A 16899-nucleotide genomic window follows, 5' to 3' on the forward strand; every position below is an offset into this window, starting at 1 on the left:
CCCTGGTGCCCGCCTTCGCCCTGCCTGCCCCCCCGGTGCCCCGCCCGCCTTCGTCCGTACGTTCGAGGAGGGTCGCGGCCGTCATCCCGAACGTCTCCCGGACCCGCTCGAGCAGGGCCGGAAGCGCGTCCTCACCGCGTAGGACGCTGCCAGCGAGCACCGACAGGGTGGTGGCTTCGGCGGATGCCCGCACCGCCTGGCTGTAGCGGCGAGCGGCAAGATCGACTACTCTGCTGACCATGACCCCGACGAGAACGAAAGCAACAAGAGCAAAGGCGTTATTACGCTCCGCTATCGTCCAGCGGTGCCGGGGCGCGGTGAAGAAGTAGTAGTTCAGCAGCAGGGAACTGGCGACCGCGGCGAGCAGCGCGGGCCAGAACCCACCCACCAGGGCCGCGATCACTACCGCCAGCAGGTAGACGAGGACGTCGGTGGTCACGTTGAGCGAGCCGCGGGAGTGCGCGAGTACGACCGTCAGCAACGGCAGGAGACCGACGGCCATCGCGGTCGCGATCAGCCGGCGCCGGGGCTCGAGCCCGTGGGCGAGACGCGGAAGGCGCCGCCCGCGACCGGCTTCCTCGTGGGTGACCATGTGGACGTCGATCGACCCCGACAGTTTCGTGGTGGTGACGCCGATCCCGGGGCTGAGCATCTGGGCGAAGCGCCCCCGCCGGCTGGCTCCGAGCACCAGCTGGGTGGCGTTCTCCGCGCGGGCGAAGTCCAGCAGCGCGGTCGGGACGTCGTCACCGATGACGTGGTGGTAGGTGCCGCCGAGGCTTTCCACCAGCGTCCGCTGGTGGGCGAGTGCCTGGGGGTTCGCCCCGGTCAGTCCGTCGGAGCGGGCGACGTGCACCGCGAGCAGGTCGGAGCCCTTGCTGCGGTCGGCGATCCGGACCGCCCGGCGGATCAGCGTGTCGCCCTCGGACCCACCGGTGAGAGCGACGACGACCCTTTCCCGGGTTTCCCAGGTGCCGGCTATTCCGTGTTCGGCCCGGTACCGGTCGAGCTGTTCGTCGACCTTGTCCGCGACCCACAGCAACGCGATCTCCCGCAACGCGGTGAGGTTACCCACCCGGAAGTAGTTCGACAGCGCTGCGTCGATCTTCTCGGGAGCGTAGATGTTACCGTGCGCCATCCGCCGGCGCAGCGCCTCCGGTGCCATGTCGACCAGCTCCACCTGGTCGGCCTGGCGGACGACCTCGTCAGGCACCGTTTCCCGTTGCGACACCCCGGTAATCGTCTCGACGACGTCGTTGAGCGACTCCATGTGCTGGATGTTGACGTTGGAGATGACGTCGATACCCGCCTGAAGGATCTCCTGGACGTCCTGCCAGCGCTTTGCGTTGCGGCTGCCGGGGACGTTGGTGTGCGCGAGCTCGTCGACAAGCGCAACCGCGGGCCCGCGTTCGAGCACGGCGTCCACGTCCATCTCGGTGAACGTCGAACCGCGGTAGGAGATCTCCCTACGCGGGACGACTTCCAGCCCCTTGAGCAGCGCGGTCGTCTTGGGACGACCGTGGGTCTCGACGAAGCCGACGACCACGTCGGTACCCCGTTCCCGACGCCGGTGTGCCTCGTCGAGGGCGGCAAAGGTCTTGCCCACGCCCGGCGCCGCGCCGAGGTAGACACGCAGGGTTCCCCGACTCACGACATCTATCGTGCGCCGTCCCGACCATCGTGCGCCATCCCGCGTCGGCGGCGAGTGACGAACTTTTCCCGCTCCGACCGCGTCTGCCGCTGCGATCACCGTGATCACATCGATCGAAACCTGACGACCACCCTGATCGGAAGCCGGCCGGCACGCCGTAACAGACCACACGCCGTAACAGACCAACAGGCGAACAGCGGTCCGGGGATCCAGGCACGGAAAAATCATGATCGCGCCATCTTTGTTTATTCGGACGTTTCAAATTAATTCGCTGTATGTTTCAGAGCGGTCCGGGCGCGGTGGCATCCGCCGTATTGGCAACCGGAGGCATCCGAAGCAGTAAAGAAAGTTCAGTGAGTTGCGTTATAGATGGACTCAACGGACGAACGGGACGTTACCGTATCGACTATGGCGCCAGCGGGACTTTCCTGGCAGACACTGCACGATGTCGGTGCGCTCGCATTAGTCGACACCGCCTCGCAGCGAGCTGCCGCGGTTGCACGACCGTGTACCCCTGAATTGGACATCACCGACATCGTGGAAGCCGAACGCCTGGTCCAGGCGTGGGCGGACACGACCACCCGCCAGGAGGCGGAGGAGGCTTTGGCCACGCGCCTGCAGGTCGACGCCGTGCGCATCCTGCAGTCGCTGAGCTGGCTGCTGGCGATGTGGGCGGTGACGCTGCACCTGCGGACCGGCGAACAGCCGCACATGGTCATCCGGTCGCTGACCTACCGCGGGGTATGGCGCGGCGCGCAGGCACCCCATGCGGAGGGGGTGTGGGAATCGCTCAGCGAGCGGATCCGCGTCGGCGCATTGGCCGCGCTGACGGGAGACACCGAGACCACGAGCGCGTTCCGGCTAGCGATCCAGCGGCCTCCGGGCATCGCCGAGGTCCTGCTGCACCACGCCCTGGTGGTGATGGACGATCTCGCCCGCAGCATGCACGCCATCGGTGTCGACCCGACCGACCTCGCCCGCACCCTGGCCGTATACACCGCGGAACCCCCGGCCATCCAGCCCCCGTCCTTCCGTCCGTTGAACTGACCATGTGAACTGGCCATGCGGCCCGAACCGGCCCCGGTCACCACCGCCGCTCCGGCCGTCGGGCCGGCCCTTGGTCCGGCCAGTCGCCACTGTCGGCGATGACATGCCGGTGGATGTGTTCCGCTGCCGGGTCGGGCAGCGTCGGGACAGCCGTTCGGACGTGCTGCGCGAGCTCGTCGGCGGCCCGTTCGACCTCATCGGTGAATGCCTGCCCCAGCAGACCGCACGCGTCGAGGTGCCGGCGTAGCCGCACGATCGGATCGTGGGCGCGCCACCGTTGGACCTCCTCGGCCCCGCGGTAGCGACTCGGGTCGTCGGCAGTGGAATGCCCGCCGAGCCGGTAAGTGTACGCCTCGATGAACGTCGGTCCGCCGCCACTGCGGGCCCGGTCGGCGGCGGCACGGGTGACAGCGTGTACCGCAACCACGTCGTTGCCGTCGACGAGGACTCCAGGCATGCCGAAACCCTCGGCCCGCCGGTGCAGCCCTACCCGGGCCTGCCGGGAAACCGGCGTGGAGATCGCCCACTGGTTGTTCTGGCAGAAGAAGAGCATGGGCAGGCGGTCGACCGCGGCCCACGACATCGCCTCACTGGTGTCGCCCTCGCTTGCGGCGCCGTCCCCGAAGTAGACGATCACAGCCTCGTCGCCGGAGAGCCGGCTCGGCCATCGCCGCTGGTCCATCTGAATCCCCCGGGCGTACCCGACCGCGTGCAACGTCTGCGTACCGAGCACCAGCGTGTACGCCCGGACCCGGTGGGCACCGGGGTCCCAGCCGCCGAAGTCGGTTCCGCGGAACAGGCTGAGCAGCTGGCTGGGCGGAATACCGCGTGCAAGGGCGACGGCGTGCTCACGGTAGCTGGGAAACACCTCGTCATAGTCACGCAATGCGTGCACCGACCCGACTTGCGCGGCCTCCTGCCCGGCAGAGGTCACCCACAATCCGAGTTCGCCGGTACGCGCCAGGGCCGTCGCCTCCTCGTCGAACCGGCGGACCATGACCATCTCCCGGTAGAAGCGCCGCAGCAGCACCGGATCGGCTTCGGCACGGTACCCCCCACTGCCGGTGTTCCCCGGCGCGCCGCCCGGAAGGAGCCGCACCATGGTCCGCGGGGTCGTTCCCAGGGGCACCCCGTCGGGTCCCACAGCATCGTCGGGTCCCACAGCATCGTCGGGTCCCACAGTGCCGGGTCCCACAGTGCCGGGTCCCACAGCCTCGGGGCCTGCAGCGTCAGGCCATGCGGTGTCGGGTCCGGCGGCAGGCACCGCATCGCCGGACTGCCCGTTGACTATGCCGTTAACAGTACTGATCGAACATCCCCTTCTGATGATCAGCGGTCGACGGGCCGACCCACGGGCGCATACTCGTAGGCTTGCGGTCCCTTACCGTTCGTGGCCAGCTTCACGGGCAACATAAAACCTTCATGATCTTTGTCGCAGGTGGCATGGACTTCGGGCCGGACGGTTCGAACACCCCGCAGGTTCCATGCGACAGTTGGATGTCCGGTGTGGCGTGCATGGGGACAAGTAGATGGGTGGAGCGGCGAGTGGGCCTGCGGGAACTGACCAAGGAGCAGACGCGTTCCCCGCTCGTCACGGTGACACCGCGGCTGTCTGCCGGACGTAGGTGCTCGACCACGATCGTCGACGAGATCACCGCCGGATCGGAGAACTGACGGTGGCCATGCTGTCCGACATGCCCACGGCCGGCTCCCCGCCCTCCGGTCCTCCACCTACCGGTGTCGCCGCGGCGCCGCAGCCGTCCAGGACGCCGCAGGCCCGGCAGCGGCTGCGCACGGTGGAAATCGTCGAAGCCGCGCTCCTGGTCGATCTGGTGATCGCGATCTGTATGGTCGCGCGTTTCCTTCCCTTCGGCTGGGTGCTCACGATCGCGGCGACGGTTCCGGCGGCAGCGCTCGCCGCGCGCTGGAGGCTGCGGGCGGCCCTCACGGCGATGGTCACAGCGCTGGCGGTGGCCGTTCTCATCGGCGGCACCGGCTTCGCGATCACGATCGCATCCTGCATGATGACCGGCACGCTGCTGGGCACTGCGCACCGCCGCCGCTGGGGCCTCGTGCGCACCACGGTGGTGGGCCTCACCACGCTGTGGGCGCCGGTCGCGCTCGGCATGAACGCGCTGTTCTGCGTTCTCACCGACCTACGAGCACTGGTTCTCGCCGAAATCGTCAACAGCTGGGACGGCGCCCGCAGCAGCGCCATCCGGCTGGGCGTCGACCCGGATGGTCCGGGTCTGGGCACCGCGGACTCGATCGTCCAGTGGGGCGCGGCGCACTGGTGGGCGCTGCTGCCGATCACGTTGCTGGCGAACACCGCCGTCAACGTGCTCGCCGCGGCTGCGGTCACCCGCCCGGTGCTGCGCCGGCTCGCCGTCGGCGCACCGGCCGCCCGGACCGACCACCCGAACGCACCCATGTGGACATCGACACGGAGATCGGCACCAGCACACCAGAAACCGTCGCCAGCGCGCCAATATCCACATCCGCTGCCCGTCCACCTGGAATCAGTTACCTACCGCTACCCTCATGTTACGCAAGATGCGTTGCGGGACGTGTCCCTGACGATCCGGCCGGCCGAGTTCGTGGCGATCGTCGGCGGTAACGGTTCGGGGAAGTCGACGCTTGCCCGGATCATCAGCGGCTGGAGCCCCACCGACGGGCGGGTGCTGCGGCCCGGCGACTGCGCACTGGGCCGGACCGGCGGAACCGCCATGATCTTTCAGCGGCCGGAGTCGCAGGTACTGGGGGTGCGCGTCCGTGACGACGTCGTCTGGGGCCTGCCCGACGGTGGCCGTACGGTCGACGTCGAGACCCTGCTGGAGCGGGTCGGGCTCGCGAACGTCGCCGACCGCGAAACCGCTACGCTGTCCGGCGGGCAGCTCCAACGCCTGGCGATCGCGGCCGCGCTCGCGCGGGCACCCCGGCTGCTCGTCTCCGACGAGTCCACCGCCATGGTGGACGCCGAAGGCCGTGACCAGCTCACCGACCTGCTGGCGCAACTGCCCGGCGAGGCGGGGGTCGCGGTCGTCCATGTGACCCATCACGCGGCAGAGGCGTACCGGGCGCACCGCCGGATCGTCCTCGACGCCGGTCGGCTGACGTCAGCGGGCGATACGCCGTGCGGGTCCGCCCCGCGCCCGCCGCGGACCCTGCCCGTCCCCTCCCACACGGCTGTCCCATCCCTCCCGTCCTCTGCCGCACCCGCCATACCAGCCGCACCGGTAAGCCAGACAGATCCGGTGGATCCGGCTCCTGTCACATCCTCCATACCTGCCAGGCCCGTCGCATCCGTTACCTCGGACGGGCAGCGGCGGACCGCGGGCGCGCCCGCGCTGGTCTGCCTCGACGGTGTGGGGCAGGTCTACTCGCCCCGGTCACCGTGGGCCCGCCGGGCGCTAAGCGGTATCTCCTTCTGCCTCGACAGCGGCGAGGCTGTGCTGATCCGCGGTCGCAACGGATCGGGCAAGTCGACGTTGGCCGCCGTCCTCGCCGGTCTGCTGAGTCCGTCGGAGGGTGAGGCGCACCTTGGCGGCCGGCCGCTGACCGCCTGCCCCGGCGAGATCGGACTGGCCGTGCAGCACTCCCGCCTGCAACTGCTGGCGCCCACCGTGGGTGCTGACGTGTGCGCGGCGGCCGGTGTGGACGCGGCTGCCGCCGACGAGGCTCTCGCCGCGGTCGGGCTTGACCCCGAGCTCTTCCGGGACCGGCGGGTGGAGGATCTCTCCGGTGGGCAGATGCGCCGCGCCGCGCTCGCCGGACTGATCGCCTGCCGGCCCCGGCTGATGATTCTCGACGAGCCGCTGGCGGGCCTGGACGCCCCGTCCAGGCGGATTCTGATCGACGTTCTGGTGAACCTTCGGATCCGGACCGGCTTGACGCTGGTGGTGGTTTCCCATGACCTGGACGGCATGGCCTGCCTCACCGAGCGGATGCTCGTCCTGGACGCCGGACGGCTCGTCCATGACGGACCGTTCACCGACGGCACGCCATGCCGCATGCCCGCGCTGCTGCCCCACCCGCGTCCGGCGGGGGCTGCTACAGGCGCCGCGCTCCCCGACGGCGCTGTCCGCCCCGACAGTGCTGTCCACCCCGACAGTGCTGTCCGTATCGACGACGGCTGTATCGGCGACGGTGTCCGCCCCGACGACGCCCCCCGTGTCGACGACGGTGTCCGCCCCGACGATGCCCATGTCGGAGATGCCCATGTCGGAGATGCCGCGTGCCCGGGTTCCGTACCGGCGCGGAAACCGGTGGCCGTGCCCCCGCAATCCCGGCCGGACACCGACCGCGCACGGCGCCCGGCCGGAGGCCGCGGCCGGTTCCCCCGGCGGCGCCCGGCCGGGCGGATCCGCCGTACCGAGCCCAACCTGTTGCGCTACATCCCCGGCAGCAGTCCGGTGCACCGCCTGTGGGCCGGCACGAAACTGGTCATAATGGCGCTGCTGGGGATGCTGATCGCCGTGCGGCCGTCCTGGCCGGTGATCGGGATGGTCGCGGGATTCGTCGGGATCTCCATGATCGTCGCCCGGATCCCCGTCGGCGCGGCCCCGCGCCTGCCCCGCTGGTTCTGGTACGGCCTGATGATCGGTGTGGTACTCACCGCGCAGTCGCATGCGGCGCCGTTCGTGACGGTCGGGGGCGTGCGGCTGTCCGTCGGCGGCATGCTGGACTGGCTGCGCCTGACGTCGGTGTCCATGACGATGTTCGCCGCGGCCGCGCTGCTGGGGTGGACCACGCCACTGTCGGAGCTGGCGCCCGCCCTGAGCCGGCTGCTGGCGCCGTTGCGCAGGTTGCGGCTGCCGGTCGACGAGTGGGTCGCGACGGTGGCGCTGGCCATCCGCTGCCTGCCGCTTCTCGTGGACGAGATCCGCACGTTGCTGGCGGTCCGGCGGTTGCGTGTCGGGCGGCGGCCGGGCCACCGCCGAATGGTGGGCCGGCTCGCGGCGTTGCCGCTTCAGGCGCGATCGACGATCGAGCTGCTGTGCACGGCGATCGTCACCTGCCTACGGCGGGCCGCGGAGATGACCGAGGCGATCGTCGCCCGTGGCGGCTTCGGCGCGGTCGCGCACCAGCCGGCGCACCCGCGGCGCGCGGACGCCGCGGCGCTCGCGGCGCTCGTCGGGCTGGCCGTGGCGACCTTCCTGGTATAGCCGGCGACCTTCTCCTGATACGGCTGGCTGGCCCAACAACCCTTCTGGTCGGCGCTGGTTGTCCGGTCAGCCCCGTCTTCGACTGTCAGGAAATCAACCCGGGAAACCGGAGAAGAGGGAACCGGGAAATCAGCCGAGAAAACTGTTGAGGCCGGCCTCGTGGGTCTGCGGGTCCGCATCGGATGTCCCGGTCAGCAGCTCCGTCAACGGGCGGGGCGGCCCGAGGTGGAATCCCTGCGCGTAGTCCACCCCGAGATCACGCAGCGCCGGCGCCAGCGACTCACGGTCGACGCTTTCAGCGATGGTGTACATGCCCAGGCAGCGGGCAATGCGCACGACCGCGTCCACCAGCACCGCATCAGCCGGGGAGGTGTCGACGTGCCGCAGGAAATCGCCGTCTATCTTCACGTTGGTGAAGGGCAGGTTTCGCAGGTAGACGAACGAGCCCAGCGCGACCCCGAAATCGTCCAGGGTGAACCGGCAGCCCGCGCCGGTGAGGGTCTCGGCGAGCTGGCGTACCGCGTCCGCGGCGGCGACCGCCACGCTCTCGGCGATCTCGATACCGAGCTGGGACGGATCGACTCGAGCGGCGCGTAGCGCGGACAGGACGAAGTCGGCGAAGTCGGGGTCCTCGACCGACCGGCTGGAGATGTTCACGTGCAGGCGGAGCCGAGCCCCCCGGGCGGCGACGGAGGCGAGCGCGGCCACCGTCTGCTGCACCACCCAGCGGTCCAGGCTCAAGGCCAGGTCACTGTGCGCAAGCGCACTGATGAACTCGGCCGGACCGAGCTCGGGCTGCTGACCGTCGTGCAGTCGCAACAGCACCTCGTATCCCTGCACCTCGTGCGAGGTCAGATCCACGACCGGCTGTGCCTCCAAGGTCAGCAGACCGGCGTCGAGAGCGTCCCGTATCCGCTGCACCACCAGGGTGCGCCGAGTGAGGTACTCGTGCCGCTCCGGAGTGAACAGCCGGGCACAGTTGCGCCCGGCATCCTTGGCCTCGGACAGGGCGAGCCCGGCGTGGGCGAGAGCGGTGTCGCAGTCGCCCACGGCCGACAGCGACACGACGCCGATGCTGACCGTCACCCGCACCGCGAAACCATCCACCATGACCGTATGCCGGGCGACCTGCTCGCGCAGTGTGTCCGCGACAGCCAGCGCGTCCAGCCCGTCGCCGGTCTGGAGGACCACCGCGAACTCGTCGTCACCGAGCCTGCCGATGACGACCGCCGGTAGCGTTTCCCCCAGGTTCTGGGCCACCGAGCGCATCACCGTGTCGCCGGCCGAGTGGCCGCGCAGGTCATTGACAATCTTGAAGTTGTCGACGTCGACCAGCAGCAGCGCACCGGTGCGTTCGGCCCCGGCAGCCAGGCGCTCGGCCAGCAGGGCCGTTGTCGCCCGCCGGTTGAGCACCTCGGTGAGCGGCTCGTGCGCGGCGGCGTGGGCGAGCTCACGGCGTATCCGGATCAACTCGGTGACGTCGTGAGCCGTACCCATGATCCGGATCGGTGTGCCGGAGTCGTCGGTGAGAACATCCCCGCGCCACTCCAGCACACACTCTGTCAGCCGGTCGGCCAGATACATGCGGTGGGTGACCTCGACCGGGGTGACGGTGGCGATCGCCTGGTCGAACACGCTCTCGACCGTCGCCCGGTCCTCGGGGTGCACCAGCAACTGGAAGGTGTCGTAGTCGACCTGGGTGTCCGTCGGATAGCCGAACATGGCCAGCAACTCGTCGGACCACTCCATCTCGTTGGTGACGAGGTCCCACTCCCAGATGCCGGTACGAGCAATCGTCTCGACATGGCGCAGCCACCGCTCACGAAGCCGCAAGGTCTCCTCCTCGCGGCGGCGCCCGGTGACGTCGGCGATCTCGTAGAGGACGAAACCGTCGGAGACCACCTGCCCGAGCCCGGGGGGACGACCGCCGGCCAGCGTCCGGGCACGGACCTCCAACCAGCGTGTGGTGCCGTCTGGTGCCTGCCACTGGGCCTCGCGGGGTTCGGTGTCCGGGACGACCCCGGCCAACGGCAACCCGGCCTCGGCAACCGCGACACGGGCGGAATACACCGGATCGGCGTCCGGCTCACCCCGCCAGTACCCGCCGCCCACCGTGCTCACCAGCCCGGCACCGTCGCGCACGACACCGGCAGCGCTGTCATGCGCGGCACCGGCAATGCCGTCGCTTACCACACCGGCGGCAATGTCGTACGCGACACCACCGCCGGTGGCCACCAAATCAAGCAGGGCCCGGTTCGCCCAGACCACACGGTTGTCGGACGTCGCCACCAGCAGTCCGGTGGATACCACGTCAGCCACAGAGCCGGCCATGCTAGCGACCAACGGATCTCCTCGCGCCTGTCAGCCCGGTGCATATCTCGGCTGGTCACGCTATCTTCTGGGTCGCATGGCCTTCCCGATCGCATGGCGAGTGTAGCGGCAGCCAGGTGCGCACAGAACGTCAGGCTGTGGTAGCAGGTGTGTCCGCTGGCAACCCGGGGATCCGGGCCTCCCGGGTGCGAAAACATGATCGCTTCGCTTTTGGCCTTCTACGGCCCGGGGACTTGGGGCCTCCGGCGGCGCGAAACATGATCGCGTCGTCTTTGCCCTTCTAATCGTGGATCTGCTGCGAGAGATAGTGCGCCTCGCCGATCTGGGCGACCAGCTCGAGCTGGGCGACCAGCTCGAGCTGGGCGTCCAGCCAGTCGATGTGTTCCTCCTCCGAGGTGAGAATGCTCTCCAGCAGGACGGCCGATCCGACATCGTCGCGAGAGCGGGTCAGGACGATCCCCTCACGCAGCAGCGCACATGCCTCGATCTCGTGAGAACGGTCGGAGTTGAGCTGCTCGACAGCGGTCTCGCCGATACGTAGTGTATTCAACCGCTGGAGGTTGGGTAGCCCTCCCAGGTAGAGGACCCGATGCACCAGCTTGTCCGCGTGACGCATCTCATCGATCGACTCGTCGTAGGTATGCTTGCCCAACCGCTTGTAACCCCAGTTGAGTTGCATCCGGGAGTGCAGGAAGTATTGGTTGACGGCCGTCAGCTCATTCGTGAGGACGCGGTTGAGTAGTTCGACGATTTCCGGATCGCCCCTCACATAAAACCTCCACTATGTCAGCCCGACGACACAACCGGACAGGCACGGCGGTAACCCGTCAACAGATCCTCGATCTCGTCGAGGCATCCACCGCAGCCGGTGCCTGCGGCGCAGATATCACCAACCTCGTCCGTGTCGCACGCGCCCGACTCAATCACGCCGCGCAACGTCCGCTCGGTGACAGCAAAGCACGAACAGACCAGCACCGCACCTCACCACACTCTTGGGAGACCGCCCTGACCCCATGACCCGGAACCGATGACTCACAGACGCTCTGCACAGCTGGACCGATGACGGCGGACGCTCGTAACTAAGTTAAACCTTCCCTAAATAAAGACCCGGGCACAAGAGTCCCACACGGGCCGATTGGAGGCAAGCAGGGGTAAGCAGTCGACCCACCGCTCTACCGCAACGGGTCGACCACAACGGGCCGATGACAGCCGTGGCATGACCAGCCGGGCATACCAGCACGCCTGACACCGCTGAAAACGTCGACCGCCCGCTGTGGGGCGTGGTCCTCCACGAGATGCGGATCACACCCAGCAGCAGGTCCGATCAGCAGCCTGGATACGGTATTGCAGTACGGTACGGTCTCGTTTCTTCGAGGGGGCGCAATGTGCTGTGGACCAACCAAGTGAGTGCACATTGTCCGATATGGGCTGGAAATTCGACGACCACGACGGTGACGACCACGATCGTCGTCTTCCGTCAACGGCCGGCACTCCCTCTGTGACCATGGCCGATGCCCAGCCCATAGCTGACGCTCCATCCACAACCAGCGCCACGGCCGGTACCCCGCTCACGGCCGACGCAGCGAAACGAGGGCGTAACCTTCTCAGCACCGCCGGCTATGCGGTCACCCAGACCGTCCTGCTCAGCTTGTTATTCATGGTCTACCGCTTCGGCCGGCACGTCGTCGACGATCACCAGACCGAAGCGCTGTCACACGGGGTCACCGTATGGAACATGGAACGGCGCCTACACCTGCCCAACGAAGCAGCCGTCCAACATCTGGCCCTGCATTCCCACTACATGACGATCCTGATCAATGAGTTCTACTTCGCGGTGCACTTCCCCGCGGCGATCGCACTGCTCGTCTGGGTCTTCGTCCGGCACCGCTCCGCCTGGCCCAGAGTTCGCAATGTGATCATTATTGCGACGGGCATGGCACTGATGATCCATATCCTGTACCCGCTTGCCCCGCCACGCCTGCTGCCAAGAGTGATGACAAACCTGATCGACACCGGCGCGATATTCGGCCCGTCGCCCTACGCCCAAGGCGACGGCTTCGCGAACGAGTATGCGGCCATGCCAAGCCTGCACATCGGCTGGGCCATCATCGAGGCATGGGTCGTGATCATCGCTCTGTGCAGCCGATGGCGTTGCCTCGCCATCGTCCAGCCCGTGGCCACCACGGCCGTCGTCGTGTCCACAGCCAACCACTACTGGGTGGACGGCGCCGTCGGCGGCCTGCTCGTCCTCCTGGCGATACAGGTCACCAGGCCGGCCCTGCAGGCCCGGATAGTCGCCATGGTGCGCCCCGCGGTCACCCGCCAGTCGGATGCCTGCGAGCCGGGATAACCGCCCTGAGCACGGCTCCCCGATCGTGACGGCACGGGTACCCGGCTCGTCGGCCCAGGGATGCGACAACTTACGGTACAAGGGCGGAAATCTCCACCCGCCGGTTGGCGGCACGCCCGGCCTCGGTGTCATTTGTCGCCACCGGATGGTCCCAGGCGAACCCCGCAGCCCGCAGGTGTTCCGCGGGCACGCCACGGTCGGACAGATAGCCGGCGGCAGTCTGCGCCCGCAACAGCGACAACGCCTCGTTGACGGCGCGCGGACCCCGTGTGTCGGTGTGACCTGCCAGCAGCACGCTGAGCTCGCTCTCCCGCAGTACCGCCGCGATCCGATCGAGGTGGACGCGGTCAGCCTCAGTCAGCTCCGAGCTGTTCGTCTCGAACGTGATCCGGCCCTCGGCAACGGCCCCGACAAGACGACCGGTCGCCAGCTGCGCTACGCCCTCGCCGACCGGCGGGAGAGCCGAGGCCACCGATCGAACGGTGAGACGGTTGTCAAGAGTGGCGGCCGGCTGCGTCTTGCGAGCCCCGGCGAGGAGGTCGGAACCCAACCGGGTCGCCTCGTCGGTGTCCCCCACGCTCCCCTCCACGACCATCGAGGAACCCGTGATCGTCACCTTGTGCTCACCGGCAACCGCCGTAAGCGTGCGGGTAAGATCCGCAAGGGCGGTGACCGGCGGCGCGGCCGAATCGGGGTCGACCGTCACCTTCCCGGTCAGTATGGCGGAACTCGCCGCGGCGGCAGCGCCGAGCAACTGCTCACGGGCAGCTCGATCGGGCACGGTAGCGGTGACGGTGAGCGAGCCACCGTCGACCGCGATCACGAAGGGCTTGGCAACCACGCCGGGTAGCACTGCCGGGACGATGTGAATGTCGCTACCCAACGAGACCGACCGTGCTCCGGACACCCGCGCCACCACCTGGCGTGCCGTCTCAGCGTCCGCGACGCTGGGGAACGTGCCGTGGACGGTGGCGTCCCGGCCGTCGAAGCTCACCTGCGCACCGGTCTGGCCGTGCGAGCGCACCGCCAGGACGGCCCGGTCGGAAAGCTCGTCCTCGATCGGCCCGCGCCGCAGGCCGAGCGCCAGCAGCGCAAGCAGCAGCCAGGCGACGACGAGGAACACCGAAAACGCGACAGGATGGGGCCGCTTCACCGCAACCATCTGGGCCAAGGACATCGACATGGTCTCCGCACGGATTCTGGCTGGGGACGCCTTCGGGACGCGCCACCGCCAACGCCTGCGGAGGAACGACCCAACGGCCGACGGGAGCACGGCGAACAACCCGCCGCGGGTCAACTTTCGCACATCGATATGCCCGTGACCTGCACCGGGTCGCCAATTATCCCCGGAGTGACGCCACGAGTGTCATCCCCGGGGCGGCTCCACGAGCGCCGTGCGCGCACCGCCGGCGCGGATGATCGCGGCCGGTTGGGGTAGGTGTGGCTGGCGCCGGGGCTGCTGGTCGGCCGGACGGTCTGTCTGGTCAGCCGGGTGACCGGTCTGGTCGTCGGCCTGGTCGTCGCTCTGGCCGACCGGGCGTCCGGGAGATTGCCCCTGTCCGCGCGCGAACCGCATCACGACAGCGGCTACCGCGGCCCCGAGGCCGAGCGCGAGCCAGCCCGCCAGCACGTCCAGCACATAGTGGTTGGCGGTGGCTATCACCACGAAGACCGTTGCGGCCGGGTAGACGGCGCCGAGCACTTTGGTCATGCGGTGCCGTGCCAGGCGGACGATGTTCCAACCGCACCACAGCGCCCAGGCGCAGTGCAGGGACGGCATGGCGGCGAACTGGTTGGTGATGCCGCCGAGCCCCTTGGGGGCGGCGCTGGAGTTACCAGCCCACCAGCCCCAGTTGTGGAACGACGCCATCGTGTCGATGAAACCGGCGCCGGGCAGCAGGCGCGGTGGCGCCGTCGGAAGCAGGAAGAACCCGGTAAGGCTGATCACGGTTGCGCATACGATCGTCCAGCGGGCCGCCAGGTAGTGACGAGCGCGTCTGCGATAGAGCCAGGCCAGGACGCTCGGCGTGACGATGAAATGGAGCGTCGCATAGTAGTAACAGCACGCCACGGCAAGGACGGGAACACCCTGCAGCCAGTGGTTGAGCCCAAGCTCGATATCGAGGTGCAGGTCGGCCTGGATGCGCATGATGTCCCGCCCGACCGCGAGCGCGTTGTGGACGGAACCGCCCGCTACCGACCGGGTGGCCGTGTAGGTGTAGTAGAAAACGATGATCATAGCGACTTCGATCCACACCACCGGCAGACCGTCCGACCTGCGGCGTATGTGGATCATCCGTGCCCTCCCGGTTCCGACCCGGCCTGCCCAGTGGTCCGGTCGTTACGTCCGGGCGCATCTCAGGCGACAGCCCTCGACTTCGACCATCACTGTGCGTGCCAGCCTTCTCGCCAACACCAGGCCGTCCGGACGATCGGCGGCGCAAACCGGGCTGTTCACCAGGGCGGCATCCGCCCCAACGCCCAGTGGCCGCTGGTCGACGATGTCGGGCCCTCCCTGCCGTCCACCCGCTACCCGATCTCGGGTGGACCTCTTGACCGAGGCTACATTGTCCACGCGGCCGGAAGGTCTGCGTTCTCCCACCCGGCAGGCACAACCAGCGACCTGACCGCATGCGTTCGCAGCCGATTCACGTTCTCACCCGGCCAGCTCACCCGGCCAGGAGTCGACCGACCAGGCGCCGGTAGGCGTCGGAATCGGCGGGCAGCACCTGGGGGGCGGCTCGCAGGAGCTGGGCGTACCCGAGGTACGCGCTGAACGCCAGGACACCCCGCAGCCTGGCCTCCTGCGGGGAGTACCCGAGCTGGACGAACAGATCCGCGGTGTAGTCGACCCGGCGGGCGGTGACGCGTGCCAGTACCGGCGCGACCGCCGGGTGATCGGCGCTGGCCAACAGGGCGGCCTCGGTCCGGTCCCGTTCGGCCGCGGCGATCACGGTCGAGAACAGGCTGTGCAGTCGTTTGACCGGATCGGGTTCGCGATCCATCTCGTCGATCACCTCGGTCGTGTACCGGTGCTCCCATCGGGCGAGGGCGGCGACCACCAGCGCGTCCCGGTTCGGGAAGTGCCAGTAGAAGCTGCCCTTGGTGGCGCCGAGACGGACGGCGAGCGACTCGACCACAACCGCGGAGTCACCCTCCGTACACCACGTCCGTGGACTCCACTCTGTAATAATTTGCGTTATTCCCCGCCCGAGCCGTTCAAGTAGTCCAGCTTGTGCAAGATGTGTGATGGCCCACGCAACGCGGTTGGAAAAAACCGGCTGCGATCCGCTTGGAAGAAGGCGCTTTCGATCCTCGGCCGATACGTCCATGATCTCGGCTAGCCTGTCACGCAACTCGACAGTGTTGTGTGGCTGCCCGTCTTCGTGTACTGCGAGACATGGCCGCATGAGCGACTGAAAGTCGGGTACAGCCACGCTTCGGCCTTTCGTCGGTGAACAAGTGTGACGAAGAGTACCCAACTTCCCGCACCCCGGAGCACGGAAGCGAGCACCTGCTGGAGTTGGGAGCGATCTTGCCGGGTCGTCGGCTGGACCTGCGCGGGTGGCACCTGAAAAGCGGAAGGTCGGTTGCCTGTGCAGGGCGCGTCCGGCCGGGGGCCGAAGACCGGGCGCCGACATCTCGCGTGTAGCCAAACGTGTAGCCCAGCCGGCGGACGGCCGTGGACGATGAAGGACGGGGACGGAACGGACACGCGGGCCAGCCGGGCGGTGCGGACGAACCCGGACACCGACGGACGATCGGTACCGACTTTGCAAGGCAGGGGTCAGATGTCCAACTTATCGTCGGGGAAGACGTCCGCGCACAGTGCGAGTATCTGGTCGACGGTCGTCAGTCCCAGGTGTTTGACCAGGAAACGGATGTCGTCGCTGTCGCGGCGTCTGCTGGCGAGAACCTTCATCGCGAGCAGACGCTCGGGCGACGCCGCCGAGACCCGTAGTCCGGGATGTCGAATACTCGGGATGCGGTGGAGTCGCGACCAGGCGCGACATAGATGCTGGCCTGTTCATTCAGCCACCACCGAGGCAGGCCGAGTTCGTCAGCGACCACTCTCGCCTCCTCCAGCACAATCCCGTGAGGATGAAAGACCGCGTCGATGTCCCGGGTCGTGCGACGTGCATCGTAGGCCAACGTCATCGCCGCTCCACCGAACACGTATAGATCCGCGACGACACCCCGGTGGGCCAGCCGGTCGCCGAGCCGGCGGAAGGCGCCCTCAATCGCGGCCCGGTCGAGGAGCGGATCAGCCGCGGTCATGCGACCTCGAGCTCCTGAGGAGCAACGAAGATTCCGCGCCGCCGGAATGCCGCCGGAGCGTGGAGCAACACATCCACCCG

At 68.3% G+C, this 16899-nt stretch carries 14 protein-coding genes and 1 pseudogene; 4 read left to right on the forward strand and 11 right to left on the reverse strand.

What is annotated here, in order from left to right:
* The coding region (locus tag CV1CTNOD_RS16100) for a sensor histidine kinase (RefSeq protein WP_165485554.1) at positions 1-1648 on the reverse strand (1648 nt) is incomplete at its 3' end.
* A gap of 408 nt (positions 1649-2056) precedes the next feature.
* On the opposite strand from CV1CTNOD_RS16100, the gene CV1CTNOD_RS16105 reads away from it, so the two are divergent.
* The gene (locus CV1CTNOD_RS16105) at positions 2057-2695 is read left to right on the forward strand and encodes a hypothetical protein (protein WP_131786879.1); all 639 of its coding nucleotides are present in this window, start codon (positions 2057-2059) and stop codon (positions 2693-2695) included.
* 37 nt (positions 2696-2732) lie between these two features.
* Here the strand turns inward: CV1CTNOD_RS16105 and CV1CTNOD_RS16110 are convergent, their stop codons facing one another.
* Complete coding sequence (locus tag CV1CTNOD_RS16110; protein WP_131786880.1) at positions 2733-3797, reverse strand: thiamine pyrophosphate-dependent enzyme; 1065 nt, start codon at positions 3795-3797, stop codon at positions 2733-2735.
* 431 nt (positions 3798-4228) lie between these two features.
* On the opposite strand from CV1CTNOD_RS16110, the gene CV1CTNOD_RS24820 reads away from it, so the two are divergent.
* A complete protein-coding gene (locus CV1CTNOD_RS24820; RefSeq protein ID WP_207386485.1) occupies positions 4229-4369 on the forward strand; it encodes a hypothetical protein in 141 nt (46 codons plus the stop codon).
* A gap of 8 nt (positions 4370-4377) precedes the next feature.
* Entirely contained in the window at positions 4378-7860 is a 3483-nt protein-coding gene (locus CV1CTNOD_RS16120) for a DUF2232 domain-containing protein (RefSeq protein WP_242606752.1), read from the forward strand.
* Positions 7861-7989: 129 nt separating this feature from the next.
* Here CV1CTNOD_RS16120 and CV1CTNOD_RS16125 read toward each other — a convergent pair whose 3' ends face one another.
* The 3 genes from CV1CTNOD_RS16125 to CV1CTNOD_RS16135 all read right to left on the reverse strand — a co-directional run bounded on the left by CV1CTNOD_RS16125 (position 7990) and on the right by CV1CTNOD_RS16135 (position 11166).
* Positions 7990-10203 (reverse strand): putative bifunctional diguanylate cyclase/phosphodiesterase, encoded by a 2214-nt coding sequence (locus CV1CTNOD_RS16125; protein WP_131786882.1) that lies wholly within the window; start codon positions 10201-10203, stop codon positions 7990-7992.
* 268 nt (positions 10204-10471) lie between these two features.
* Positions 10472-10960, reverse strand: coding sequence for a bacterioferritin (gene bfr, locus CV1CTNOD_RS16130; RefSeq protein ID WP_131786883.1), 489 nt, complete (start codon positions 10958-10960; stop codon positions 10472-10474).
* Between the two features lie 17 nt (positions 10961-10977).
* The gene (locus CV1CTNOD_RS16135; protein WP_131786884.1) at positions 10978-11166 is read right to left on the reverse strand and encodes a (2Fe-2S)-binding protein; all 189 of its coding nucleotides are present in this window, start codon (positions 11164-11166) and stop codon (positions 10978-10980) included.
* 448 nt (positions 11167-11614) lie between these two features.
* On the opposite strand from CV1CTNOD_RS16135, the gene CV1CTNOD_RS16140 reads away from it, so the two are divergent.
* Positions 11615-12541, forward strand: a complete 927-nt coding sequence (locus CV1CTNOD_RS16140; RefSeq protein ID WP_242606753.1) for a phosphatase PAP2 family protein — start codon at positions 11615-11617, stop codon at positions 12539-12541.
* A gap of 70 nt (positions 12542-12611) precedes the next feature.
* Here the strand turns inward: CV1CTNOD_RS16140 and CV1CTNOD_RS16145 are convergent, their stop codons facing one another.
* From CV1CTNOD_RS16145 to CV1CTNOD_RS16160, 6 genes and pseudogenes are all read right to left on the reverse strand, one after another.
* Positions 12612-13724: an OmpA family protein gene (locus CV1CTNOD_RS16145; protein ID WP_131786885.1), complete on the reverse strand. Its 1113-nt coding sequence runs from the start codon at positions 13722-13724 to the stop codon at positions 12612-12614.
* A gap of 183 nt (positions 13725-13907) precedes the next feature.
* Positions 13908-14837 carry a phosphatase PAP2 family protein gene (locus CV1CTNOD_RS16150; protein ID WP_131786886.1) on the reverse strand — a complete coding sequence of 310 codons (930 nt, stop codon included), beginning with the start codon at positions 14835-14837 and terminating at the stop codon, positions 13908-13910.
* A gap of 373 nt (positions 14838-15210) precedes the next feature.
* Positions 15211-15681 (reverse strand): TetR/AcrR family transcriptional regulator, encoded by a 471-nt coding sequence (locus tag CV1CTNOD_RS26825; protein WP_242606748.1) that lies wholly within the window; start codon positions 15679-15681, stop codon positions 15211-15213.
* A 63-nt stretch (positions 15682-15744) separates the two neighbouring features.
* Positions 15745-16182 (reverse strand): annotated as a pseudogene (locus CV1CTNOD_RS28415) (winged helix-turn-helix domain-containing protein); the annotation flags it as partial.
* Positions 16183-16328: 146 nt separating this feature from the next.
* A complete protein-coding gene (locus CV1CTNOD_RS27400; protein ID WP_278043924.1) occupies positions 16329-16463 on the reverse strand; it encodes a hypothetical protein in 135 nt (44 codons plus the stop codon).
* Entirely contained in the window at positions 16460-16819 is a 360-nt protein-coding gene (locus tag CV1CTNOD_RS16160; protein WP_131786887.1) for a hypothetical protein, read from the reverse strand. Before CV1CTNOD_RS16160 ends, CV1CTNOD_RS27400 begins: the two co-directional genes overlap by 4 nt.
* Between the last annotated feature and the right edge of the window lie 80 nt (positions 16820-16899).

The sequence above is a fragment of the Protofrankia symbiont of Coriaria ruscifolia genome, assembly GCF_900634745.1.
GTDB lineage: Bacteria > Actinomycetota > Actinomycetes > Frankiales > Frankiaceae > Protofrankia > Protofrankia californiensis.